General features: G+C 72.6%; 28 protein-coding genes. 13 read left to right on the top strand and 15 right to left on the bottom strand.

From position 1 onward, the window contains the following. Positions 1-17 precede the first annotated feature (17 nt). The 3 genes from RTA_RS06685 (at position 18) to RTA_RS06675 (ending at position 3,429) form a co-directional block, all read left to right on the top strand. On the top strand, positions 18-911 hold the full coding sequence (locus RTA_RS06685; RefSeq protein ID WP_013900626.1) for a DMT family transporter: 894 nt from the start codon (positions 18-20) through the stop codon (positions 909-911). Between the two features lie 3 nt (positions 912-914). Next, positions 915-1,820 (top strand): sulfurtransferase, encoded by a 906-nt coding sequence (locus RTA_RS06680; protein ID WP_013900625.1) that lies wholly within the window; start codon positions 915-917, stop codon positions 1,818-1,820. Between the two features lie 64 nt (positions 1,821-1,884). Then, positions 1,885-3,429, top strand: a complete 1,545-nt coding sequence (locus RTA_RS06675; protein WP_013900624.1) for a DUF7151 family protein — start codon at positions 1,885-1,887, stop codon at positions 3,427-3,429. A 7-nt stretch (positions 3,430-3,436) separates the two neighbouring features. Here the strand turns inward: RTA_RS06675 and RTA_RS06670 are convergent, their stop codons facing one another. Further along, positions 3,437-3,892: a hypothetical protein gene (locus RTA_RS06670; RefSeq protein ID WP_041675129.1), complete on the bottom strand. Its 456-nt coding sequence runs from the start codon at positions 3,890-3,892 to the stop codon at positions 3,437-3,439. Between the two features lie 14 nt (positions 3,893-3,906). Here RTA_RS06670 and RTA_RS06665 point away from each other — a divergent pair, with 14 nt between their 5' ends. Further along, on the top strand, positions 3,907-4,452 hold the full coding sequence (locus RTA_RS06665; protein ID WP_049871239.1) for a hypothetical protein: 546 nt from the start codon (positions 3,907-3,909) through the stop codon (positions 4,450-4,452). A 110-nt stretch (positions 4,453-4,562) separates the two neighbouring features. Here the strand turns inward: RTA_RS06665 and RTA_RS06660 are convergent, their stop codons facing one another. The 8 genes from RTA_RS06660 to RTA_RS20945 form a co-directional block, all read right to left on the bottom strand. Continuing rightward, positions 4,563-5,057, bottom strand: coding sequence for a hemerythrin domain-containing protein (locus tag RTA_RS06660; protein WP_013900621.1), 495 nt, complete (start codon positions 5,055-5,057; stop codon positions 4,563-4,565). Between the two features lie 13 nt (positions 5,058-5,070). After that, positions 5,071-5,322: a hypothetical protein gene (locus RTA_RS06655; protein ID WP_013900620.1), complete on the bottom strand. Its 252-nt coding sequence runs from the start codon at positions 5,320-5,322 to the stop codon at positions 5,071-5,073. Positions 5,323-5,456: 134 nt separating this feature from the next. Next, a complete protein-coding gene (locus RTA_RS06650; protein ID WP_013900619.1) occupies positions 5,457-6,776 on the bottom strand; it encodes a cation:proton antiporter in 1,320 nt (439 codons plus the stop codon). 36 nt (positions 6,777-6,812) lie between these two features. Further along, entirely contained in the window at positions 6,813-7,313 is a 501-nt protein-coding gene (locus RTA_RS19685; RefSeq protein ID WP_013900618.1) for a hypothetical protein, read from the bottom strand. Between the two features lie 120 nt (positions 7,314-7,433). Beyond that, the gene (locus tag RTA_RS06640) at positions 7,434-8,252 is read right to left on the bottom strand and encodes an alpha/beta hydrolase (protein ID WP_013900617.1); all 819 of its coding nucleotides are present in this window, start codon (positions 8,250-8,252) and stop codon (positions 7,434-7,436) included. A gap of 203 nt (positions 8,253-8,455) precedes the next feature. Continuing rightward, complete coding sequence (locus tag RTA_RS06635) at positions 8,456-9,175, bottom strand: tyrosine-protein phosphatase (protein WP_013900616.1); 720 nt, start codon at positions 9,173-9,175, stop codon at positions 8,456-8,458. A gap of 118 nt (positions 9,176-9,293) precedes the next feature. After that, positions 9,294-9,506 (bottom strand): hypothetical protein, encoded by a 213-nt coding sequence (locus RTA_RS20950; RefSeq protein ID WP_013900615.1) that lies wholly within the window; start codon positions 9,504-9,506, stop codon positions 9,294-9,296. 163 nt (positions 9,507-9,669) lie between these two features. Continuing rightward, a complete protein-coding gene (locus tag RTA_RS20945) occupies positions 9,670-10,263 on the bottom strand; it encodes a DUF4142 domain-containing protein (protein WP_013900614.1) in 594 nt (197 codons plus the stop codon). Positions 10,264-10,390: 127 nt separating this feature from the next. Between RTA_RS20945 and RTA_RS20940 the strand changes: the two genes are divergently transcribed. Then, positions 10,391-10,945, top strand: a complete 555-nt coding sequence (locus RTA_RS20940; RefSeq protein WP_041675128.1) for a DUF4019 domain-containing protein — start codon at positions 10,391-10,393, stop codon at positions 10,943-10,945. Here the strand turns inward: RTA_RS20940 and RTA_RS06615 are convergent. Genes RTA_RS06615 through RTA_RS06605 form a run of 3 tightly spaced genes read right to left on the bottom strand, consistent with a single transcriptional unit; the run spans position 10,917 to position 13,772 of the window. Continuing rightward, on the bottom strand, positions 10,917-11,765 hold the full coding sequence (locus RTA_RS06615; protein ID WP_013900613.1) for a DUF4142 domain-containing protein: 849 nt from the start codon (positions 11,763-11,765) through the stop codon (positions 10,917-10,919). The genes RTA_RS20940 and RTA_RS06615 overlap by 29 nt on opposite strands. A 10-nt stretch (positions 11,766-11,775) precedes the next feature. Beyond that, entirely contained in the window at positions 11,776-12,546 is a 771-nt protein-coding gene (locus RTA_RS19680) for a DUF4142 domain-containing protein (RefSeq protein WP_013900612.1), read from the bottom strand. A 26-nt stretch (positions 12,547-12,572) separates the two neighbouring features. Beyond that, positions 12,573-13,772: a hypothetical protein gene (locus RTA_RS06605; protein WP_013900611.1), complete on the bottom strand. Its 1,200-nt coding sequence runs from the start codon at positions 13,770-13,772 to the stop codon at positions 12,573-12,575. A 228-nt stretch (positions 13,773-14,000) separates the two neighbouring features. Between RTA_RS06605 and RTA_RS06600 the strand changes: the two genes are divergently transcribed. Continuing rightward, the gene (locus tag RTA_RS06600) at positions 14,001-14,429 is read left to right on the top strand and encodes a thrombospondin type 3 repeat-containing protein (protein ID WP_013900610.1); all 429 of its coding nucleotides are present in this window, start codon (positions 14,001-14,003) and stop codon (positions 14,427-14,429) included. A gap of 15 nt (positions 14,430-14,444) precedes the next feature. Here RTA_RS06600 and RTA_RS06595 read toward each other — a convergent pair whose 3' ends face one another. Both RTA_RS06595 and RTA_RS06590 read right to left on the bottom strand, forming a co-directional pair. Then, entirely contained in the window at positions 14,445-15,269 is an 825-nt protein-coding gene (locus RTA_RS06595) for a ZIP family metal transporter (RefSeq protein WP_041675125.1), read from the bottom strand. Between the two features lie 109 nt (positions 15,270-15,378). After that, a complete protein-coding gene (locus tag RTA_RS06590) occupies positions 15,379-16,275 on the bottom strand; it encodes a dienelactone hydrolase family protein (protein ID WP_013900608.1) in 897 nt (298 codons plus the stop codon). Positions 16,276-16,391: 116 nt separating this feature from the next. Between RTA_RS06590 and RTA_RS06585 the strand changes: the two genes are divergently transcribed. The 3 genes from RTA_RS06585 to RTA_RS06575 all read left to right on the top strand — a co-directional run bounded on the left by RTA_RS06585 (position 16,392) and on the right by RTA_RS06575 (position 17,461). Next, complete coding sequence (locus tag RTA_RS06585) at positions 16,392-16,580, top strand: 4-oxalocrotonate tautomerase (RefSeq protein WP_013900607.1); 189 nt, start codon at positions 16,392-16,394, stop codon at positions 16,578-16,580. Further along, a complete protein-coding gene (locus tag RTA_RS19675) occupies positions 16,577-17,029 on the top strand; it encodes an I78 family peptidase inhibitor (RefSeq protein ID WP_049871238.1) in 453 nt (150 codons plus the stop codon). Before RTA_RS06585 ends, RTA_RS19675 begins: the two co-directional genes overlap by 4 nt. Before the next feature lie 105 nt (positions 17,030-17,134). Next, a complete protein-coding gene (locus tag RTA_RS06575; RefSeq protein ID WP_013900606.1) occupies positions 17,135-17,461 on the top strand; it encodes an I78 family peptidase inhibitor in 327 nt (108 codons plus the stop codon). Between the two features lie 8 nt (positions 17,462-17,469). Here RTA_RS06575 and polA read toward each other — a convergent pair whose 3' ends face one another. Next, positions 17,470-20,334 (bottom strand): DNA polymerase I, encoded by a 2,865-nt coding sequence (gene polA / locus RTA_RS06570; protein ID WP_013900605.1) that lies wholly within the window; start codon positions 20,332-20,334, stop codon positions 17,470-17,472. 41 nt (positions 20,335-20,375) lie between these two features. On the opposite strand from polA, the gene RTA_RS06565 reads away from it, so the two are divergent. From RTA_RS06565 to RTA_RS06550, 4 genes are read left to right on the top strand one after another with little or no spacing between them, the layout of a single operon-like run. After that, positions 20,376-20,735 carry a hypothetical protein gene (locus RTA_RS06565; RefSeq protein WP_041676208.1) on the top strand — a complete coding sequence of 120 codons (360 nt, stop codon included), beginning with the start codon at positions 20,376-20,378 and terminating at the stop codon, positions 20,733-20,735. An 8-nt stretch (positions 20,736-20,743) separates the two neighbouring features. Then, the gene (locus tag RTA_RS06560) at positions 20,744-21,727 is read left to right on the top strand and encodes a homoserine kinase (RefSeq protein WP_013900603.1); all 984 of its coding nucleotides are present in this window, start codon (positions 20,744-20,746) and stop codon (positions 21,725-21,727) included. Beyond that, on the top strand, positions 21,724-22,488 hold the full coding sequence (locus tag RTA_RS06555) for a BPSS1780 family membrane protein (RefSeq protein ID WP_013900602.1): 765 nt from the start codon (positions 21,724-21,726) through the stop codon (positions 22,486-22,488). The genes RTA_RS06560 and RTA_RS06555 overlap by 4 nt, the downstream gene beginning before the upstream one ends. Continuing rightward, positions 22,485-23,198 carry a FecR family protein gene (locus tag RTA_RS06550; RefSeq protein ID WP_013900601.1) on the top strand — a complete coding sequence of 238 codons (714 nt, stop codon included), beginning with the start codon at positions 22,485-22,487 and terminating at the stop codon, positions 23,196-23,198. The genes RTA_RS06555 and RTA_RS06550 overlap by 4 nt, the downstream gene beginning before the upstream one ends. Positions 23,199-23,306: the final 108 nt, after the last annotated feature.

Here is a 23,306-nt window from a genome sequence, read left to right as displayed (position 1 = left end):
CATCGGAGCGCCCGCTGATGCAGGCGCTGTGGATGGTCCTGGCGGCCTTCTTCTTCGCCAGCATGGCGGTGTGCGTGAAGATCGCCTCGGCCTGGTTCAACAGCGCCGAGCTGGTGTTCTGGCGCGGCCTGCTGGGTATGCTGTTCATGTGGCTGCTGGCGCGCGGCCAGGGCGTTCGCCTGGCCACCGCCTACCCCGGCATGCACGCCTGGCGCAGCCTGGTCGGCGTGATCTCCCTGGGCGCCTGGTTCTATGCCATCGCCGGGCTGCCGCTGGCCACCGCGATGACGCTCAACTACATGAGCAGCGTCTGGATCGCGGCGTTCCTGGTGGGCGGGGCCCTGCTGGCCTGGAACCCGCGCAGCGGCACGGCCCCGCGGCAAGGGGCGCTGGCGCTCACCGTGCTGGCCGGCTTCGCCGGGGTGGTGCTGATGCTGCGGCCCACCCTCGGTCAGCACCAGGCCTTCGCCGGCCTGGTGGGCCTGCTGTCGGGACTGATGGCCGCCTTCGCCTACCTGCAGGTCATGGCGCTGGGCAAGCTGGGCGAGCCCGAGGCCCGCACGGTCTTCTACTTCGCGGTGGGCTCCGCCCTGGCCGGCGGCATCGGCATGGCGGTGGCCGGGGTCTCGCCCTGGGACTGGCGCCACGCACTGTGGCTGCTGCCGGTGGGCGTGCTGGCCTCGCTGGGGCAGCTGTGCATGACACGCGCTTACAGCCACGGCGCCACCCTGGTGGTGGCCAATTTGCAATACTCGGGGATCGTGTTCGGCGCGATCTACAGCCTGCTGCTGTTCGGCGATGCCATCCCGCTGGTGGGCTGGCTGGGCATGGCCCTGATCGTGGGCAGCGGCATAGCCGCGACCGTGCTGCGCGAGCGCGCCGCCCCGAATGCACCCGCTGAGGAGCACTGACCCATGGACACGCCGCCCAAGGCTTACACCCTGCTGATCTCGCCCCAGGAGCTGATGGCGCTGCGCGCCGCGGGCGCCCGGCTGATGGTGTTCGACTGCAGCTTCGACCTGATGAACCCCGCCGCCGGCGAGGAGCAGTACCGCCAGGCCCACATCCCCGGCGCCGTGTACGCGCACCTGGACCGCGACCTCAGCGACGAAGGCGTGGTCGATCCCGACGGCCGGCGGCACCCGCATCCCGACGCCGCCTCGGGCGGCCGCCATCCGCTGCCCAGCCGGGAGAAGTTCTCCACCTGGCTGTCGCGCGTGGGCTTTTCCAACGACATGCAGGCCGTGGTCTACGACCGCCAGGGCGCCAACTACTGCGGCCGGCTGTGGTGGATGCTCAAGTGGGCCGGCCACGAGGCCGTGGCCGTGCTGGACGGCGGCCTGCAGGCCTGGCAGGCCGCCGGCGGCGAAGTCGCCGGGGGCGAGGAGGCCTCGCATTTCCAGTCCAACTTCGCGCTGGGTCCCGAGCGGCGCACGCTGGTCGCCGGCACGGCGGTCGCGCAGCGGCTGGGCTCGCCCGGCCAGACCCTGGTCGACGCGCGCGCCGCGCCGCGCTACCGGGGCGAGGTGGAGCCGCTGGACCCGGTGGCCGGCCACATCCCGGGCGCGCTGAACCGGCCCTTCACCCAGAACCTCGGACCCGACGGCCGGTTCAAGCCCGCGCAGCAGCTGCGCGCCGAGTTCGAGCAGCTGCTTGCCGGGCGCGACCCGGGCACCGTGGTGCACCAGTGCGGCAGCGGTGTCAGCGCCGTGCCCAACCTGATCGCGATGGAGATCGCCGGCCTGGGCCCGACGGCGCTGTACGCCGGCAGCTGGAGCGAGTGGTGCCGCGACCCGGCGCGGCCTGTCGAGAAGGGTTAACGCGCCTTCGCGCAGCCGGCACGGGCGCGTACCATGCGCCCGCATCAATCAGGAGGAGCCGGCCATGCGCCACCCCATGCTGCGCCTTGCCGCAGACGTCCGCACCCGCCATCTTGCGCCTGCGCTGTTCGCGCTGCTGCTGTCCGCCTGCGGCGGCGGCGGTGGTGGCGGAGCACCCCCACCGGCACCCGCACCAGCGCCCGGCGGCCCCGTCGCGGACGGCGGCGGCGAAGCAGCCCAGGAGGCGCTGGTCGAGCTGGAGGCCGAGCCGGCGGGGCCGCGTTGCGCGGCCGGCGGCACCCGGGTGCAAAGCGGCATCGACAGCGACGCCGATGGTGTGCTGGACGATGCGGAAGTGACGCGCACCGCCTATGTGTGCGCCGAGCCGGTGTCCGCCACCGCGCCGGCCTGGCGGGCCGGCACGCTGCTGAGCACAGACAACGCGACCGCCGCAACCATGCCGGACGTCGCCGCCAACAGCGCGGGCGAGACCGTGGCCGTGTGGGTCCAGGACGGGCAGGTCTGGGCCAGCCGCCGCACGGGCGCACTCGCCTGGCAGGCGCCGCAGCCCATGTCCGGCCCGGCCGCACGCATCGAGTCGCCGCGCGTGGCCGTCAACGCGCAAGGCCAGGCGGTCGCGGTGTGGGTGGAGGTCGTGCCCATGGGCGGCTACCGGATCCGGGCCAGCCACCGGCCGGCCGGCGGCGCCTGGAGCACGCCGGTGGATGCCGGCGCATCCGGTGCGTGGATGATCAAGCGGCCCGCTGTCGCGATGGATCCGGCCGGCAACGCCATGGTGCTCTTTTCCCACTTCGACAGCACCGGCGACCAGCTCTATGCTGCGCGCTACACCGCCGGCATGGGCTGGTCGCCGGCCGTGTCTCTGGCCAGCGGCGTGACCACGTCGGACCCGCAGATCGGCATGGATGCCGGCGGCAACGCGGTCGCGGCCTGGCATGTGTCCGACGGCAGCCGCACCGTCGTCCGCGCGAGCCGGCACACCATGGCCGGCGGTTGGGCCCCTGAGGTGGACATCAGCAACCCCGCGCCGGCCAGTGCCGTGGGGCAGCCGCGCCTGGTGGTGGCCGAGGATGGCGGGGCCGTGCTGGCCTGGGCGCAGGAGGGTGGCGGGGTCTATCTGCGCCGCTATGCGCCGGCCACCGGCTGGAACCCCACGCTGCTGCAGCCCACGTCCCGGGCCACCAGCGGCGACCTCGCCCTGGCCCTGGACGCGGCCGGCCGCCCGGCCGTGGCCTGGGTGCAGTGGGACGGGGCGATCAAGAACCTGTACGTGGGCCGGCAGCGGGCCGAGGACGGCTGGGAGCCGCCGGCACTCATCGAATTCGACTCGGGCGAGGTGATCCAGCCCCGCCTGAAAGTCGACAGCGCCGGCCGCCTGTTGGCCGTGTGGCAGCAGTCGAACGGCACCAGCTACGACGTGCGCGCCAACCGGTTCATGGCCGACGCCGGTTGGGGCCTGCCTGCGGTGCTGGAGACGAGCCCGGCCGACGTGCCGGCCGGCTCGCCGCAGCTCGCCCTGTCGGGCGACGGCACCGCGACCCTGGTGTGGGAACAGGACGCGGCCGTCTGGTTCGGCCAGTTCCGCTGACGCGGGGTCAGCGCCGGCCCACCGCGCCGCTGGTGCTGCGGTTGGAACTGCCGTCCGGCACCGTGGCCTGGCCGGCATCGGCCGCGCCCTGTGTCGGCTGGCCGCCCATCACGGCGGCGCCGGCGTTGCCACCCAGTCCGCCGGTGGTGCCGACCCCCGGCTGGGCCGTCTGGCTGCGGCCACCGGCTTCATCCGTGCCGCGGCCGCTGACCCCGGACACGGTGTCGCCGCCGGACGAACCCGGATGCGGGGCCGAGCCCGCCACGCCGGAAGGTCCCGGTGCGCCGGCGTCGCCCTGCCCTGCGGCGCGCGTGGGCGTCACTGTCTGGGCCGCGTTGCCGGTGCCGGGGCTGCCCGGCGCATTGGGGTTGCGGGTGGCGCCCGTGTCGGCGCCCTGCCCGCAGCCCGCCAGGACGGCGCAGGCCGCCAGCCCGGCGGCCGCTGTGAAGGCCTGCCACCTCATCGCGTCAGCGGGTCGTGCTGCCGGAGCCACTGCCGGAACCGGTGGTGCCGGTGCCGCTACCCGTCGTGCCGGAGCCGGTGGTGCCGGACGAGCCGGTGCCGGTCGACCCGCTGCCCGAGGCGCCGGAGGTGCTGCCCGAACCGGTGCTGCCGGTGCCGGTGCCGGTGCCGGTGGTGCCCGAGCCGCTGGCGCCGCCCGAACCGCCCATGGTGGTGGAGCCGGTGCTTCCGGTGGAGCCGGTGGTGGCGCCCGTGCCGGAGGTGCTGCCGGCGCTGCCGGCGGTGCTGCCCGGGGTGCTGCCCGAGGACATGCTGCCCGAGCCGCTGGTGCCGCCGCTGCCGGAGGTACCGCCGCTGCCGGACGTGCCGGCGGTGGAGGAGCCGCTGGAGCCGGATGCACCCGAGCCGGAGGCGCCGGAGGTGGCGGGGTCGGAACGGTTGCAGGCGGCCAGCGACAGCGAACCGGCCACCATCAGGGCGAGCGCCGCAGCGCGCGAAACGGAAGTGGTTTTCATCAGGGGAACTCCTTGCGTGGTTGTCGAACGTGTGTGGGGCCGCTGAAACGGCCCTGCAACCACTTTAGGGTCAACCCTAGGCGACAGTGTCGTCTCCTACTGTCGAAGCCTGTAGGACAAGCAAACGGCAGGCGCTGAGCCTGCCGCCGCGTCGACCTAGGCGATGACCGCGACCAGGGCTTCCTCGCGCAGCGCCTCGGACACCACCTCGAGCTCGGTGCGGCGCTCGGCCAGCCGGCGCCCCAGCTTGCCGAGGTCCAGGCCGCACTTGCGCGCCTGCGCGAACAGATGGGCCTCTTCGCGCAGGTGATGCTCCACCTGCTCGGCCAGCACCGTCATCTTGGCGTGGTACAGGGCATCGCCCGATCCCATGGCCAGGATCTGGCCGATCAGGTCGCGGCAACCGGCGTGCTCGAGCTCGGCCTCGTCCAGCAGGTCCTGGTGCAGCGCGTCGCGCAGCGCCGGGTAGAAGAGCTCTTCCTTCAGCTTGCCATGGATGGTCAGCTCCATGCAGATCTGCTCGGCCAGGGCCTTGCGGCAGGCGCTGGGGACCTCGTGGCCGAGGGCGCGGTACTCGGCGAGCAGCGCCTGGATGGCCTGGTGCTCGGCCAGCAGGAATTCGATCGCGTCCTGCGGATGCGGGGATGTCATGGCGCCTGCCCTTTCAGCCGCCCGCCTCGGCGTCGGTCTTGCTGGTCTGCTTCATCGCGTCCTCGGCGGGCGTGCCGCCGGCCGTGGCCCGCGCGTCGCCGGCAGGCCGGTCTTCGCGCTTGTCGCCCTTGGCGGAATCCTCGGTGGTCACGTCCTCGGCCTGCATGTCGGTGTTGGGCGTCTTGCGGCTGCTGTCGTCGCGGTCGTCGGCGCGCGCCTTGGGCTCGCGCTCGGCCCGCTCATTGGCCTTGTCGGCGTTGTCCATCGTGTCCTCCTGGTGGCGTGGTGGGAAGGCGGTCGCCCACTGTAGGCAAGCTGTGCAGAGGCACGGTGTAGTCGCGCCTTTGCCGGCGCTGTAGGACAGCGAAGACAATGACGATGCGCCGGCCGCATGCCGACTCAGCGGCGGCCGGCGCGCTTCTCGTACGCCGCCATCAGCGGAGTGACGGAGATGCCGTGCACCACGATGGAACTGACCACCACCGACAGCGTCAGCGCCACCAGCACCTGCGCCAGCTCGGGCGCCAGGCCATGATTGATGGCGTACATCAGGTAGTACAGCGAGCCTATGCCGCGGATGCCAAACCAGGCGGTGAAGCCGCGCTGCAGCGGCGTGCTGTGCGAGCCGGCCATGCCCAGCAGCACGGCGGCCGGGCGGATCCCCAGCAGCAGCAGCGGCACGAACCACCACACCGCGTGTTCCCACTGCACCGCCCAGAGCAGCGAGCCGATGGCGATGACCACCGTGACCTCGCCGATGCGCTCGATCTGCTGGTTGAAGCCGAGCACCGCCTGCGCCATGAAGGCGGGCGCATGCCGCGGATCGACCGCCACGCTGTCGGCCAGGGAGCGGTCGGGGTCGATGCTGGCTTCCTGCACGGCCTGGCCGCTTTCCTCGGGCGCATCGCTTTGCGACTGCTCCAAGTGGCGCAGCGCCACGCCGGCGGCGAATACCGCGAGGAAGCCGTAGGCATGGGCAAGGATGGCCAGGCCGTACGACAGGCCGATCAGGCCCAGCGCCAGGAAGTCGTCCAGCCCGACTGCCTCTTTGTGCTCGCGCCGCAGGTAGAGCACCAGCTTGCCGACGGCCGCGCCCAGCAGCGCGCCTAGACCCAGTCCGGCAGTGGTGGCCCACAGCACATCCACGGCCAGCCAGCGCCAGCCCCAGGGCCCGATCTCGTGCAGGCCCAGCAGGCCCAGGCCCAGCATGACGAAGGGAAAGGCCGTGCCGTCGTTGAGCCCGCCCTCACCGGTGAGTGCGAAGCGCAGTTTGTCTCGGTCGCCGGGCTGGTGGATCTGCACTTCCGAGGCCAGCACGGGATCGGTCGGCGCGAGGATGGCACCCAGCAGGATGGCGCCGCCCAGTGGCAGCCCCAGCAGCAGGTAACCCACAGCGGCGATGGCGAACACGGTGATGATCATCGAGTTCACCGCCAGGCGCAGCGGCAGCCGCCAGCGGCGGTCGCGCAGGCCCGGACTGAGCTTGAGGCCGGCGGTGAACAGCGAAACGATGACCGCGATCTCGGTCATGCGCTCCAGCAGCACCGGCGCATCCAGGGGCCCGGCCTTCACCCACCCCAGCCACAGCGGGCTGACCGCCAGGCCCACCGCCAGGTACAGCATGGAGGTGGACAGCGGCAGGCGCGACAGCACCGTGGCGCTCAGCGCCATCAGGATCAGCAGCGCACCGACCAGCACCGACCAGAGGGCGAACTCCATGCACCGCCCGCCTAGCGCCGGCCCGAGCCGGCGGCGTCAGCCGGCCGGGCGCTCGTTCTTGGCATCCGGGTCGCTGGGGCCGTTGCGGTTGGACAGGCCTGCGCCCGGCCCCTTGCGCTCGCCCTCGCCGCTCAGGGCCCCACTGTCGCCACCCTGGGCGTCCCAGGTGCCGCCGGTGCGCGTGGTGTTGCCGCGCGGGCGGTTCTCGTCGTCGTCGTCGAAGTTCACGGTGTCGCCGGCCATGGGCTTGTCCTCGGCCACGCCGTGGTCGCCCTGGTTCACGCCGCTGGGCGCCACCAGGTCCGGCTGCTGGTCGCTGGTCAGGCCCACCTTGCCGGGGCCGTCGCCCTCATAGGGCTCGGTGCGGCGCTCCAGCGGCCGCTCGGCGCTGCGAGGCGGGAACTCGCCCTGTTCGTCGCTGGCGCCCTTGCCGCGGGCATCGGACTGGCCGTCGGTGGCGTAGCGCTCCACGTCGGCGGAGGGACGGTCGCGGTCGACGCGCGGCTTGCCGTCGTTCGATTCTTCCTGGTTGGGCATGGTGATCTCCTGGCAGCGGCAGGCCCGGTCCGGGCCCGCCCATGCCGTTGATCCTCGCCGGCCGCCGCGCACCGGGCTGTCGGTGCGTCCCGGGGCCCCGCGTAGGAGGCCGTGCCAGCCCTACAGGCCGGCCAGGGCCGCCGCGATCCCCTGGCGGAAGCTCGGGTGCTCGTGCACGTCGCCGTGGCCGGCGCCTTCCAGGCGCAGCAGCTGCGCCCGCGGCGCCGCGCGGCACAAGGCCTCGCTGTGGTGCATCCCGATCAGCTCGTCGCGGTCACCGTGAATCAGCATCAGGCGCCCCTGCACCCGGCACAGGTGGTCCAGCGTGGCCAGCGGGTAGCGCAGCACGCGGCTGGGAACCCAGGGATACAGCTCGTCGGCCAGCGCGCGCATGCTGCTGTAGGGCGAGACCATCAGCGTGAGGTCGGGCCCGCGCCCCTGGGCGCACAGGCGCGCCGACAGGCAGGCGGCCAACCCGGTGCCCAGGGACTGGCCGGCGATGACGACGCGCCGCCCCTGGTACTGCGGCGCGAAGTGCGCCCACACCGCTTCCACGTCGTCCTGCAGCTGCGCCTCGCTCTCGATGCGCCCGCTGCTGCGGCCGAAGCCCCGGTAGTCGAACATCACCAGGTCGAAGTTCTGCTCGCGCAGGGCATCCAGCCCGGTGAACCACTTCCTCAGGTTGCCGGAGTTGCCGTGCAGGAAGAACACCACCCCGCGCGCGCCCGGCCGGCGCAGCTGCGCGGCCGCCAGCTGCGCGCCGGGCACCTCGACCAGCATCTCGTGCACGTCGGGCTCCTCGCTCAGCCGGAAATCGGCCGGCAGGCGCTCGGGCTCGAACAGCAGCCTTTCCTGCCAGAAATAGAGCCAGCAGATGGCGGCCCCGTACAGCGCCAGCAGGCTCAGCAGCCCGATCAGCAAAACGATTGCGGCGACCATGTCGTCCTCCTCCCGGCCTGGCGGCCGGCCTGCGTTGGCGGGTACACCCGCACCAGTCTGGCTCCCATCACACGACTCTCCCTTCGTTGCGTGCGGCGCCTGTACTTCTTCTTGGCGCCTTGCACGCAATCCTGAAGGCCGGGCCGGCTCGGCCGTGTCGTCCTGTTGCGCCTGGTTACGTAGGACTCGGCTCTACAGGTGCGTCAGCTCTGCAGGTAGAGGGCGCGCAGCCGCTCGCGCCGCGCGGGGCCCAGGCCCAGGCCGTCGCGCAGGTAGGCGTCCAGCGAGCCGAAATCGCTTTCCACCGCCTCGAACGCAGCCTGCAGGAACTCGGGCTGCACGCCCCACAGGACGGCCGCCACCTCGGGCGCCAGGCCCAGGCCGGCGCCCGTGGGTGGCTTGAGCCGCTGGTTGGTCAGCAGGTAGTCGCGCATCACCTCCTCGCGCGAGGCGCCCAGGGCGTGCAGCACCAGCGCCGCGGCGAAGCCGGTGCGGTCCTTGCCGGCGGTGCAGTGGAACACCGTGGGCTGGTCCGATTCCAGCAGGTGGTCGAAGAACTCGGCGAAGCGGGGCGTGCTGTGCCGCACGAAGCCGCGGTAGGTGTCCTGCATGTGCGCCACGATGTCGGCGGGCGTCAGCCGGTGGCCGGCCGCCACCAGGTCGGTCAGCACCTGCACGATGGTCGGCTCGATGGCCAGCGAGTGCACCGCCACGCCGGGCAAGGCGCAGGCGGCGCTCAGACGCTCCTGCCCGCCGCGGAAGTCCAGCACCCGGCGCACTCCCAGCGCCTCGATCTGCCGGCAGTCCTCGGGCGTGAGCGCGCCCAGGTGGTCGGAGCGGAACAGCGTGTGGCGGCGCAGCGGGATGCGCGGATGCACCTGGTCGGCCAGGTCGCGGAAGTTGGAAGGGGCTTGGATGAGCATGGCCGCATTGTCCCAGCGCGGCCATGCCGGGCGTGCCGCACCAAGCCACCCGATCTCCGTCGGCATGAAAAAAGCCCGGCACTGCCGGGCTTTCTCGGGTTCGGCGCGCCACCGCTTCCTACTTGCTGCGGTTGCTCTTGCTGCCGTTGCTGTTGCCGCGGGCGCGCTCGCTCTGGGCGGCGCTGTTCTGGTTGCTGGCCTTGGCGCCCTTGCTGGCGGCCTCGCTGCGGCTGGTGGCGCCGCTGTTGGCCTGTCCTCGGCTGCCACGGCTGCCGCTGTTGCCGCTGCTTTTGCTGCCCGACGAAGGGGAAGAGGATTTCGAAGATGCCATAGCTTGCTCCTGTGATGTTGGCGGCGCGGCGCACCGTGCGTCATGCCGTGAGTTTCAATCTAGGAGGACGGCGCGCGGCGTGTGTCGGTTGAGGCTGCGCGCTGCTGTAGGAAATGGCTTCCCCCACCTTGCGCCGCTCGCCGCTTGACGCGCCGCGGCGGCATCACCCTGCCATGGATCCGGCGACCGCCTGCGCCGCGCCCAGGTGCTGCCGCAGCACCGGCAGGTTCTTGGCGAACCAGGCGCGCAGCGCCGGATCGACCGCGTCGCGGCTGGCTTGCTCGGCCAGCGTGATCTGCACCTGGTGGTCCAGCAGGCCGGCATTGCGGATGAACTCGCGGTCGAACTCGGGCCCGTTCAGGCCCTGCAGGCGCGCCAGCTTGGCCTGCAGCTGCGGCGGCAGCGCCGCGGGCGCGGCCAGGCCGCGCGCCTGGAGCAGCGACAGCAGCTCGTTGTTGGACAGCGTGTGGTGGTCCACCAGCATCCGGCCGAACGCCTGGACCTGCGGGTCCGCGGCGCGCGCCGCGGCCAGCTGGCCGGCCTGCACCTCGTACATGCCGCCCGCGGCCGCCTGCAAGGCGAAGACGCGGTCCTGCATGCCCAGGGCGGCGGCGCCGGCCCCCGGGGCGCCGGCGGTAGCCGTGCCCGAGCCACCGCCCAGATCCACGGACGAGCAACCGGTGGCCAGGGCCAGGGCCGCGGCGGCCGCCAATGCCAGCAGGGTGGAGGGACGCGAAGACGGGGGTGCGAAGTTCATGCGATTCCTTTTTCTGGGAGGGGATGGAGGTGGCCTGGGCGGCAAACCGCATGCCCGCGACCGCGCCGGCGGGAACCTCCGGGCCGCTAGACTCGTCCGAACCTCTTTGCCTTTGCCTGGAATCCGCATGACCTTCCCGCGCCCGCTCGCCCTGGCCTGCTGTGCCGCCGCCCTCTTCACCGGCGGCGTCCATGCCCAGCTCAAGCCACCCGCCGACAGCCGCAATCCCGCCGGCGGCCTGGGCGCGCCGTCCTCCGCGCCCGCCCAGCCGGCCGCACGGCCCCAGCCTGCCGCGCCGGCGCGCGAGGCGGCGCCGGCCAAGGGCGACCCGCAGAAGGAGGATGCCGGCCGCACGGCGGCGGCCGGCTGGCTGCTGCTGCTGGACCGCAAGGACTGGGGGACGGCCTGGGAGACGTCGGCCGGCATGTTCCGCTCGGCGGTGCCGCTGTCGGCCTGGATGGACGGCATCCCCAAGGTGCGCGAGCCCCTGGGCACGCTGGTCGAGCGCACGCCCGCCGAGACGATCTACCGCACCCAGCTCGAGGGCCGGCCGGCCGGCGACTACGTCAGCGTCAAGTTCAACACCCGGTTCGACCAGCGGCAGGTGCAGGAGCTGGTGACCACCGTCCGCGAGCCGGACGGCCGCTGGCGGGTCACCGGCTACTCGGCGCAGCCGCGGTAGGGACTGCCCGGCCGGTGGTGGCGCTGGCGCGCAGCACGGCCTGGCCCTCGCCCGTGGCGATGCGCTCGGCCGCGGCCAGGCGTGCCTGCATCACGGGCAGCCGCGCCTGCACCCAGGACCGCAAGGCCGGTTCGGTGACGGCAGCGCCGGCGCGCTGGTAGCCGCGCAGCATCTCGCGCCCCAGCCCCAGCGACACCTGCTGCTGGTACTCGCGGTCGAAGCCGGCGCCCGAGAGCTTGCCCAGGCGGGTCAGCAGCCGGCGATGGGCATCGTCCAGCATGGGCAAGGCCATGCCGCGCGCATGCAGCAGGCGCGCCAGGTCCCGCAGCACGGCCTCCCCTTCGGCAGCCGACGCGGCGATGTGCCCGCGCAGCACCGGATCGTGCGTCCGGCCCGCGGCTAGCCTGAGTGCCTCCAGCTCGAAGCGCGCGGCGGCAGCCGCCGCCTGCAGAAAGCCGCGCTCGCGCAGCCGGTCCGGCGCCAGCCGCGCCACGGTGCGCATGGCTTCGGGGGCGTAGGGGACGGTGACGGCCGGCGCGGGCCGAGGCGCGGCAGGCTGGCGCGGCGCCGCGGCACGCCCGGCGGGAAGAGCCGCCGCTTGCGGCCGCGGCGTCACCGCCGGTGAAGGAGGCAGCCGGACCGGCTGCGGCCATCCCGGCGGGAAGGCGCCGCGCACGTTGGGCGGCAGCAGGCGGCCGCCGACCGGCGGCGTGGCGTATTCGGCCTCGGTCTCCGCCAGCGACGGCCCGCAGGCCAGCGCCCAGGCCGTCGCGACGGCCCGGGTCCAGGCAATGGACAGGCGCTGCGGCCCTGTGGTCACGGGCGTGCGATCAGCTGCCCGTCTTGTTGGCTCCGGTGGTGCCGGTGCTGCCCGTGGCTGCCCCGCCGCCGGTGTTGCCGGTGGCCGCGCCGCCGCCGCTGGTGTTGCCCATGCGGGCGGCATCGCCGCCATTGCCGCGGCCGGCCTGCGGCAGCTTCTGCGCCTGCGCCAGGTGCTGCTGCAGGGTGGGCAGGGTCTTGGCGGCCCAGGCCTTGAGCTGCGGGTCCTTGGCGTCCTGGCTGGCCTTCTGGAACATCTTGACGTCCTTCTCGTGCGCCTTGATGCCCACCGTGCGGACGAAGTCGCGGTCGAACTCCTGGCCGCTCTTCTTGCCCATGTCCTCGACCTGCTTGCGCATGCTGCGCGGCGGCGCCGGCGGCAGCTCGACCCCCTTGCTGTTGGCCATCTGGATCAGCTCGTTGTTGGCGGCGCTGTGGTGGTCCACCAGCATGCTGGCGTAGTCCTTGACCGCGGGGCTGCTGGCCTTGGTCACCGCGAGCTGCGCGGCCTGCACCTCGAACATGCCGCTGGCCGCGGCATCCTCGATGAACTTGCGGTCGGCGCGGGCCAGCTGCTCGCTCTTGTCCTTGCTGGCGGGGTCGTTGCGGGCGCCGGTGCCGGGCTGTGCCCGCGGCGCCGCGGCGCCGCCGCTGGCCGACGAGCCGGTGCCGGCGCCGCCGGCCGAGGTGCCCGACGAGGAGCTCTGGGCCCAGGCGGTGCCCAGGGACAGGCCCAGCGCCAGGACGGCGGCTGCGCAGTGGGTGAGGCGTTTGCTGTTCATGGTCGTTCCTTTTGGAAAAAAGAGGGTTATCGGTTCTTGGAAGAAGAAGGGGAGGACCCGCCCGTGCCGCTCGTCGAGCCGCCGGTGCCGGTACTGGTGCCGCTGACACCGCCGCCGCTGCCGGGCGCGCCGGTCATGGTGGTGCCGGCCGCCCCCATGCCGCTGGAGCCGTGCAGCGTGGTGCTGCCGCTGGTGCCGGTGGTGCCGAAGTCACCGCGGTCGGAGTCCGCGCCCGAGGAGCCGGTGGCGCCGCCTGCCGGGCCGAAGTTGCCGCCCGTGGTGCTGTGCTCGGTGCCGCTCTGCTTGGCCCGGCTGGAGCGCCACTGGTTGAACTCGTCGGAGAACTTCTTGTAGCGCTCCTGGCGCCAGGAGTGGTAGTCGTTGTCCAGGTTGCGCAGCTGCTCCTCGCGCCACTGGTGGTAGTCGTGGTCGTGGTGCGGCGCGCCGTGGCTGCCGTACCCCTGGGTCTGGCCGTAGCCCTGGCCGCCGTAGCCTTGCATGCCGCCGGGCGACTGGGGGATGCCGCCGAAGCCGCCCTGGCTGCTCAGGCCCGTGCCCGCGCCACCGCCGTAGCCGCCCTGCCCCTGGCCATAGCCGCCCATGCCGCCGCGGCTGCTGTCGCCGGCCATGCCGCCGTAGTCGCCGCCCTGGCTGCCCGTCTGACCATAGCCCCGGCCGCCCGGCTGGCCCAAGCCGGCGCCGTAGCCGCCCTGCTGCCCGCCGTGGCCTTGCTGGCCACCATAGCCCTGGCCGCCGTAATCTGGGCCGGAGGGCTGGCCGCCCCAGCCGCCGCTGTGCTGGCCGCCCCAGGCGCCCTGGCCGCCGTGGCCCTGCTGGCCGTAGCCCTGGCCGCCGTAGCCGCCTTGGCCGCCGAACTCGCCGCCGCTCCAGCCGTGCTCGCCGCCGCGGCCCTGGCCGCCGCCATAGTCCGGACCGGCGGCACCCCGCCCGTAGCCGTGGCTTTCGTTGCCGCCGCCGTAGCCGCCATAGCCGCCGGACTGCGGCGAGCCGAACTCGCCCGAGCGCTGGCTGCCGCCGCGCGGGCCTCCGCCCTGAGGGCTCCAGCCGCCCTGGGCCTGGCCGCCGCGCGAAGACTCGTTGCCGCCCCAGCCACCCTGCTGCCACTCGTTCTGGCCGCCTGGCTGCCGCGGCTGCTGCCGGCCTTGCTGATCGCCGCCCCAGCGCTCCTGCTGCGGATCGCGGTCGTCCCACTCGCGTGATGCCATGGCTGATCTCCTGTTCAATGTCCTGTCGTGCATGGATGCGGGCTGCTCAAGCCCGGCACGCGTCCACCTTAGGACCGGCTTTCCGCGCGGGGTGTCGGACAAGGCCCCAACCGTGTAGACAGGCGCAGCATTGCGAAACATGCGGTTTCTTTACCTGCGCTTCGCAACACCGCAGGCCCCGCTTTACGCCGGCGCAGGAAGATGAGGCACAGCCTTCAGGAGTGCGCCATGAAAAAGACAGCGTGGTTCATCGGTTCGGCGGCCGCCGCCGCCTGGTTCGGCCTGGCCAGCCTGCCGGCGGCGGCCAGCACCAGGGTGCACGTGCAGATCGGCCAGACGGCGCATCCGCGCCATGTCGCGCCGGCCCCGCTCTGGGTGCCGGGACACTGGCAGTGGAACGGCTACCAGCAGGTGTGGGTCGCCGGCCACTGGCGCGCGCCGCAGCCGGTGTACGGGCATCCCGGCTACGGCTACGTGCGGCCGGGCCATGGTTACGTGCAGCCCGGCTACGCCTATGGACCCGGCCACGGCCACGGCCATGGGTTGCGCCGCGACCAGGACCGCGACGGCATCCCCAACCGCTACGACCGTGACCGGGACGGCGACGGCGTCCCCAACCGCTTCGATCGCCGCCCCAACAACCACTGGCGCCACTGAAGCCGGCGCGCCCCTTTAGTGGGCGTGGCCCAGCCCGCTGACCACCGTGACCAGCGCGATGCCGGCCAGCAGCCAGGTCACCTGGGTGGCGGTCTGGCGCGCGCCCAGGCGCTTTTGCAGCTGTGGGATCAGATCGGCCAGCGCGACGTAGATGAAGCTGCTGCTGGCCACAGCCAGGAAGTACGGCAGCCAGGATTCCAGCCGGTCCACCAGCCACCAGCCGACCAGGCCGCCCAGCGCGGTCACCGCGCCGGCCATGGATACCTTGAGCACCGCCGCGCGCCGGTTGCGGCTGGTCATGCGCAGCACCACCAGGTCGCCGATATGGTGCGGCACCTCGTGCGCCAGCACCGAGACCGCGGCCACCAGCCCGAGCCGCAGGTCCGCCATGAAGGCCGAGGCGATCAGGATGCCGTCGCCGAAACAGTGCACGCTGTCGCCGGTGAGAACGGCCCAGGCGCCCGAGCGCGGCGCATGCGCATGCGCGTGGTCGTGGTGGTGGTCGTGGCCCTGCCCCTCGGTGCCATGCCGGTGGTGGTGGTGCTCATGGCCGTGGTGCCAGAGCTCGGCCTTGTCCAGCAGGAAGAAGAACACCAGGCCGACCAGCAGCACCGCGAACAGGTCGTGCGCGCCGGCATCGCTCTCGAAGGCCTCGGGCAGCAGGTGCATGAACGAGGTGGCCAGCAGCGCGCCGGCCGCCAGGCTGAGCAGGTGCTGCGAGTCGACGACGCCGCCGGCCTCGCCGCCGCGGCGCACGCCCAGGCCCATCAGGGCGGCCGCCAGCCACACGCTGCCGATGCCGGCCACCAGGGTGGCGATCACGATCGCTAACAAGGTCATCGCTGTCCGCGCGGAGCTGTGCGCACCCGCAGCGCCAAATAAGCAAAAAGCCGCCCGGTGGGCGGCTCCTCGTGGTGGTTGTTCTCTCGCGCCCTCCCAGCCGCTTGCCTCAGGCCACGCCGTGCGCCTTGAACCACGCCAGCGCGCGCTTCCACCCATCCTCGGCCGGCCCCTGGCGGAAGCTGGCCCGGTAGTCGGCATGGAAGGCGTGCGGCGCGTCGGGGTACACGACGAACTGCGAGGCCTTGGCCGCCGGGGAGCCTGCGGTCAGGGCGGTCTTCATCTTATCAACCGTGTCAAGCGGGATGCCGGTGTCGGCGCCGCCGTACAGGCCCAGCACGGGCGCCTTGAGCTGCGCGGCCACGTCCACCGGGTGCCGCGGCGTGAGCTCGCCGGCGCTGCCCACCAGCCGGCCGTACCAGGCCACGCCCGCCTTGACCGGCCCCTGCGCCGCGTACAGCCAGGTGATGCGGCCGCCCCAGCAAAAGCCGGTGATGCCGGCCTTGGAGACGTCGCCGCCGTTGGCGGCCGCCCATTTCAGCGCGCCGTCCAGGTCGGCCATGACCTGCGCGTCCGGCACCTTGGACACCAGTTCGGCCTGCAGCTTGGGGATCTCGGTGTATTTGGACGCATCGCCCTGGCGCGCGTACAGCTCGGGGGCGATGGCCAGGTAGCCGGCCTTGGCGAAGCGCCGCGCCGTGTCCTGGATGTACTCGTGCACGCCGAAGATCTCCTGCACCACCAGCACCACCGGCAGCCCGGTGCGGCCGGCCGGCTGGGCGCGGTAGGCCGGCACCTGGAAGCCGCCCACCTCGTAGCCGACCATGCCGGCGGTCAGGCCCTCGGCCGGGGTCCGGACGGCCGTCTGCGCCATGATGGGCGCAGCCGCCGCCGCATAGCCCACCCCCAGTGCGGCCTTCAGGGCCGTGCGGCGCGTGGCGCCCTGCTCCGTGGATCGCCCCGGCAGCAGGGAGTCGAAGTCTTTCCTCAAATCATCGGTCAGCATCGCAAAGGTCTCCGGTGGTGGAAAACCGGCGAGTCTAGGCACAAAGCCCGGGCCCGTCCGGTGCTCGGACATCGGCACAATCGCGGCTGTCCCCACTTTGCCCACAAGGAGAAGCCATGCCCACCCTGCGCGTAGAACTCATGGAAGGCCGCACGCCGGAACAGAAGAAGCAGCTGGTCCAGGCCCTGACCCAGGCGGTCGTCGAGACCCTGGGCAGCAAGCCCGAGTCGGTCGACATCCTGCTGTACGACATCCGGCGGCACGACTGGGCCACCGGCGGCGTGCTGTGGTCGGAGAAGTCATGAGCAGGCGGGTCGTCCCCCTGAGCCGCCTGGCCGCTGCGGCGGGCCTGCTGGTCCTGGCCGGCTGCGCCCAGCAGGGTCCGGCCGGCGGCACGATGCCGGCACCCGCAACGGCGCCGCCCGGGGCCGTTTCCCCGATGCCTGCCGCGCCCCCGGCGGCTTCCCCGGTGCCCGCGCCCGTTCCGGCGCCGCCCGCCGCCGTTCCGGCGGCGCCGGCGGCTGCGTCCCCGGCGCCCGCACCCCGCGTCGCCGGCTGCAATGCGGCCGCGGCACGCGGCGCCCTGGGTTACCCCTACAGCGACGTCCTGGCCGAGCGGGCAGGCGCTGCCGCGGGGGCCGAGTCGGTGCGCATGACGCGCGCCGGCCGCCCCGACACGGACCCGCCCATGGCCCAGCGCCTGAACCTGGAGGTGGACCCGATGGGCAACATCGTGCGCATCACCTGCGGCTGAGCTGGCGGCGCCGCGTTGGCGGCAATGTCCGACAAGGCCGAGCTTGAAGCCGGGCTAGCCTAGGCCGGGTGGCCCACCGCCACCGCGAAGAAGGAGAGACCTGCCATGTCCGCACGATGCCTTGTCGTCGCCGCTGCCACTGCCGCCATGCTGCTGGCCGCCTGCACCCGTGATCCCTACCTGCCGTCGGTCTCGGCGTCCAACCCGGCCCGCGTGTCCGGCGCCGGCGCCGGCTGCAACGCCGCCGCGGCGCAGTATGCCGTCGCCCGGATCGCCGACGACGCGCTGGCCGCCCAGGCGCAGCAGCGCGCGGGTGCGGCCAGCGTGCGCATCATCCGGCCGGGTGACGCGGTCACCCAGGATGCCAACCGCTCCCGGCTGACGCTGGAGGTGGGCGACTTCGAGCGCGTGCGCTCGGTGAGGTGTGGGTGATCCGGGATTCAGTGCGCCTTCTCCCAGTTCTCCCCCAACCCGATCTCCGCCAGCAGCGGCACGCGCAGCTCCGCCACGCCGGCCATCAAACGCGGGATCTCGCCGCGCACCCACTCGACCTCGTCCTCGGGCACCTCGAACACCAGTTCGTCGTGCACCTGCATGATCATCTTGGTGCGGCGCCGCTGCGCGTCCAGCACCTCCTGCACCTTCACCATGGACAGCTTGATCAGGTCGGCGGCCGTGCCCTGCATGGGCGCGTTGATGGCCGCGCGTTCGGCGCCTCCGCGGCGCGGGCCGTTGGGTGAGTTGATCTCCGGCAGGTACAGGCGCCGCCCGAACACCGTCTCCACGTAGCCCTTGCTCTTGGCCGCCAGGCGCGTCTCGTCCATGTAGTTCTTGACGCCGGGATAGCGCTGGAAGTAGCGCTCGATGTAGTTCTTGGCGGCCTGGTTGTCGATGGCCAGGTTGCGCGCCAGGCCGAAGCTGCTCATGCCGTAGATCAGGCCGAAGTTGATCACCTTGGCGTAGCGGCGCTGCTCGCTGGTGACCTGGTCGGGCGGCACGCCGAACACCTCGGCCGCGGTGGCGCGGTGCACGTCCAGGCCCTCGGTGAAGGCGCGCAGCAGCGCCGGGTCCTCGCTCAGGTGGGCCATGATGCGCAGCTCGATCTGGCTGTAGTCGGCGCTGGCGATCAGGTGGCCGGGCGGCGCGACGAAGGCCTCGCGCACGCGCCGGCCCTCGGCCGTCTTGACCGGTATGTTCTGCAGGTTGGGCTCGTTGCTGGACAGCCGGCCGGTGACCGCGACGGCCTGGGCGTAATGCGTGTGCACGCGGCCGGTGCGCGGATGCGCCATCTGCGCCAGCTTGTCGGTGTAGGTGCCCTTGAGCTTGGACAGGCTGCGGTGCTCCAGCACCTTGGCCGGCAGCGGGAAGTCCTCGGCCAGCTTCTCCAGCACCTCCTCGTCGGTGCTGGGCGCGCCGGAGGGCGTCTTCTTCACCACCGGCAGGCCCAGCTTGCCGAAGAAGATCTCGCCGATCTGCTTGGGGCTGCCCAGGTTGAACGGCTGGCCGGCCAGCTCGTGGCACTCGCGCTCGAGCTGCAGGATGCGCTGGCCCAGCTCGGCGCTCTGCCGGGCCAGGGTGGCGGCGTCGATCAGCACGCCGTTGCGCTCGATGCGGAACAGCGTCTCGCTGGACTGCATCTCCAGCTCGTAGATGAAGCGCAGCTTGCCGTCCTGCTCCAGCCGCGGCCACAGCGCCAGGTGCACGTCCAGCGTCTGGTCCGAGTCCTCGCAGGAGTACTCGGCCGCCTTGTCGATGGCCACCTGGCTGAACGGGATCTGGTGCGCGCCCTTGCCGGCGATGGTCTCGTAGTCGATGCCGCTGCGCCCCAGGTGGCGCTCGGCCAGGCTGGCCAGCCCGTGTGGCTTGTGCACCTCCAGCACGTAGCTTTGCAGCATGGTGTCGTGCGCGTAGCCGCGCACCTCGATACCGTGGTTGGCGAAGACGTGGCGGTCGTACTTGACGTGCTGGCCCAGCTTCTTCCTGCCCGGGTCCTCCAGCCAGGGCTTCAGGCGCGCCAGCACCTCCTCGCGCGGCAGCTGCGGCGGCGCGTCGGCATAGCTGTGGGCCAGCGGGACGTAGGCGGCCACGCCCGGCTCGGTGCTGAACGACAGGCCGATGATCTCGGCCCGCATCTCGTCCAGCGAACTGGTCTCGGTGTCCACGGCCACCAGGTCCGCCGCCTCGATCTTCGCCAGCCAGGCCTCGAACTGCTCCCAGTCCAGCAGGGTGTCGTACTGCAGGTTGGTCACCTGCGACAGGCCCGTCAGGTCGGGCTCCTGCAACAGCCCGCCCGGCCCCGGCCCGGGGCCGACCTTCTTCTTGCTGCGGTGCTCCTCGATCAGCTCGGGCGGCACGGCATGCTCCTCCAGCTGCCGCGCCAGCCCCTTGAAGCCGTAGCGCTCGTAGAAGGCCTTGAGCTTTTCCGTGTCCTGGCCGCCGATGACGATGTCCTCCAGCTCGGGCAGGCCGGGGATGTGGTCCCTCAGGTCGCAGCTCTTGCGGATGGTCAGCAGCTCGCGGCCGGTGGGCAGCCAAGGCAGGGCCTTGCGCAGGTTCTCGCCGACCGCGCCCTTGACCTCGGCCGCGCGCTCGACCAGGGCGTCCAGCGAGCCGTACTCCTGCAGCAGCTTGACCGCCGTCTTGGGCCCGACCTTGTCCACGCCCGGCACGTTGTCCACCGAGTCGCCCACCAGCACCTGGTAGTCCACCATCAGCCGCGGCGGCACGCCGAACTCCGCCTCCACGCCGGCCACGTCGCGCACCTTGTCGTTCATGGTGTCGATGACCTTGACGTGGTCGTTGACCAGCTGGCTCAGGTCCTTGTCGCCCGAGGAGATCACGGTGTGGATGCCGCGCTCGGTGGCCATGCACGACAGCGTGCCGATCACGTCGTCGGCCTCCACGCCCGGCACGTTCAGCACCTTCCACCCCAGCAGGCGCACCACCTCGTGGATGGGCTCGATCTGCGCGCGCAGGTCGTCCGGCATGGCCGAGCGGTTGGCCTTGTAGCCGGGGTACAGGTCGTCGCGGAAGGTCTTGCCCGGCGCGTCGAACACGCAGGCCGCGTAGTCGGCGCGCACGTCGCGCCGCAGCTTCTGCATCATGTTGATCATGCCGCGGATGGCGCCGGTGGCCGGGCTGCCCGGGTCGCCCGGCACGGCCCGCAGGTCGGGCATGGCGTGGAAGGCGCGGTACAGGTAGCTGGAGCCGTCGACCAGCAGCAGCACCTTGGGGCCGGCGCCTTCCGGCGCCTGCGCCGCCGGGGCTTGTTCTTCGTCCGGGGACTCGCTCAGGGGCTCGCTCATGGCGCCGATTGTGCCTGCCGCGCCCTGCCTACAATCCGGCCATGCGTCACCTTCTGTTGCTCCTGCCCTTGCTGCTGGCCGCCACCGCCGCGACGGCCCAGGCGCCGGCTCCGGCCGGCCCGCAGCCCGCGCCCACCTCGGCCCGGGCGCTACAAGAATCGGAGCAGCTGGAGGGCCGCCGCAACCAGAAGATCGAGCGCATCCGGCACGAGGACGCGGGCAGCCGCATCGACGAGGTGCGCTACGGCGGCCAGACCCAGAGCATCGTGGTGCAGCCCAAGGCGGACGTGCCCGAGTACGAGGTGCAGGCCGCGCCGCTGTCGCGCACGCGCCCGGCCGACAGTCGCGAGGGCCTGTCCAGCGCCGGCGGCCAGCGCTTCTGGAACGTGCTGCGCTTCTAGCCGACCCGATGGCCGTCTTCACCGAAGTCCCCGCCGAGGAGGCGAGCCGGCTGCTGGCCGCGCTGCGCCTGGGCGAGCTCGTCGAGCTGCGCGGCATCCAGGGCGGGATCGAGAACACCAACTACTTCGTCACCAGCCAGCAGGACGGGCAGCGGCGCGACTGGGTGCTGACGCTGTTCGAGCGGCTGACGCACGAGCAGCTGCCGTTCTACCTGCACCTGATGAAGCACCTGGCGCTGCGCGGCATCCCCGTGCCGGATCCGCAGTCCGACGGCGACGGCGACATCCTGCACACCGTGTGCGGCAAGCCGGCGGCGCTGGTGGACAGGCTGCGCGGCGCCAGCGAGCTCGCGCCCGGCGCCGGGCACTGCGCCGCCGTGGGCGACATGCTGGCGCGCATGCACCTGGCCGCGCGCGACTACGCACGGCAACAGCCCAACCTGCGCGGCCTGGCCTGGTGGAACCAGACCGTGCCGGTGGTGCTGCCGCACGTCGACGCCGCGCAGGCGGCCCTGCTGCGCAGCGAGCTGGCCTTCCAGAACCACGTGGCCGAAAGCGCCGCCTACGCCGCCCTGCCGCGCGGCCCCATCCACGCCGACCTGTTCCGCGACAACGTGATGTTCGAGCAGGGCGAGGCCGGGCCGGTGCTCACCGGCTTCTTCGACTTCTACTTCGCCGGCGTCGACACCTGGCTGTTCGACATCGCGGTGTGCCTGAACGACTGGTGCGTCCATCTGCCCACGGGCGCCCACGTGCCCGAGCGCGCACGGGCCTTCCTGCAGGCCTACGCCGCGCGCCGGCCGCTGTCCTGGGCCGAGCGCCGCCTGCTGCCCGCCATGGCCCGCGCCGGCGCGCTGCGCTTCTGGGTCTCGCGTCTGTGGGACCTCCATCTCCCGCGCCAGGCCGCCCTGCTGCAGCCGCACGATCCCGCGCACTTCGAACGGGTGCTGCGCCAGCGCGTCGCCTGCCCGCTCACCGCCTGCATCCCATGAAGCTCAACGTCGTTCCCGCGCGCACGGGCCTGCAATGGGTCAAGCTCGGCATCCGCACCTTCTTCAGGCAGCCGCTGGCCCTGGCCGGGCTGTTCTTCCTGTACATGGTGTCGGTCATCCTGGTGTCGCAGGTGCCGGTGCTCGGCGTCCTCATCGGCGGCATGCTGGTGCCCGCCGCCACCCTGGGCCTGATGGCCGCCACGGCCGAGGCGGCCCGCGGCCGCTTCCCCATGCCTTCGGTGCTGCTGAGTGCCTTTCGCGCCGGCCGCCAGCGCGCGCGGGCCATGCTGGTGCTGGGCGCGATCTACACCGCCGGCTCCATGCTGGCCACCGCGCTGGGCGCCCTGATCGCCGGCCGGCCCGGGGTGGCGGACGCGGGCCGCATGGACGTCGCCACGCTGGTGGCGCTGCTGCTGCACACGCCGCTGTTCCTGATGTTCTGGCATGCCCCGGCCCTGGTGCACTGGCACGGCGTGTCGCCGGTCAAGAGCCTGTTCTTCAGCGCTGTCGCGGTGCTGCGCAACTTCGGCGCCCACCTGGTGTACGGCCTGGGCTGGCTGGCGGTGTTCCTGGGCGCCACCTCGCTGTTCGGCGTGCTGGGCGCGCTGATCGGCGGCAGCGGCGCGGCCCAGGCCGTGATCATGCCCGCGGCGCTGCTGCTGGCGGCCATGTTCTCCGCCTCCATCTACTTCACCTTCCGCGACAGCTTCACGGCCGACGAAACCCCGCCCGCCACCACCACCGACGCGGAGCCCTCATGACCCATCACCACCTGCAAGGCCGCAGCGCCTGTGAAGTCCTCTGGTTCCGGCGCCGCAGCTTCCTGGGCGCCGCGGCCGCCTGGAGCGCGCTGGGCGGCTGGTCCGCCGCGCAGGCCCAGCAGCGCGGCAACGTGGTCGAGCTGGCGGGCGAGGCGCTGGTCAACGGCGCCGCGCTGCGGCCCGAAGGCACCATCCAGACCGGGGACAGCGTGGAGACCGGGCCTGGCGCCACGCTGGTGTTCGTGATCGGCAGCACCTCCTTGCTGGTGCGGCAGAACTCGCGCCTGAAGGTGGAGCGCGGCGCCACGCTGAACGCGGTGAGCGTGCTGCGCCTGCAGGCCGGCGGCGTGGCCGGCGTCTGGGGCGGCCGCGGCGCCGGCCGGCAGATCGTCACGCCCACGCTGAGCGCCGCCATCCGCGGCACCGGCATGTATGCCGAGGTGCTGCCCGGGCAGGAGCTGCGCAGCTATTTCTGCAACTGCCATGGCACGGTGGACCTGGCCGCAGGAGCCGAGCGCAGGCAGTCGCGCGCCGAGTACCACCAGTCGTTCTGGGCCGAGGCGCAGCCGCGGGGCGGCCGGCTGCTGCTACCGGCGCAGCCGATCAACCACACGGATGAGGAAATCGAGCAGCTGGCCGGCTTGGTCGGCCAGCGCACAGCCTGGCAGCTGTCCGGCAGGAAGGGCCTGCGCGACGGCAGCGGCAGCTGACGCGCGCTGGGCGGGCGTTACACAGCGTTAAGCTTCCGACCCGTCCGCAACGTCCGCAGGCCCCCCTGCGCCTTTAAGCTTGTGCGCTGCGCTGCGCAAGCGCCAACA

Origin of the sequence: Ramlibacter tataouinensis TTB310 (genome assembly GCF_000215705.1) — a bacterium.
GTDB lineage: Bacteria > Pseudomonadota > Gammaproteobacteria > Burkholderiales > Burkholderiaceae_C > Ramlibacter > Ramlibacter tataouinensis.
Note: the sequence above shows the minus strand (reverse complement) of the source record. Positions and strands in the feature narration are given on the sequence as shown.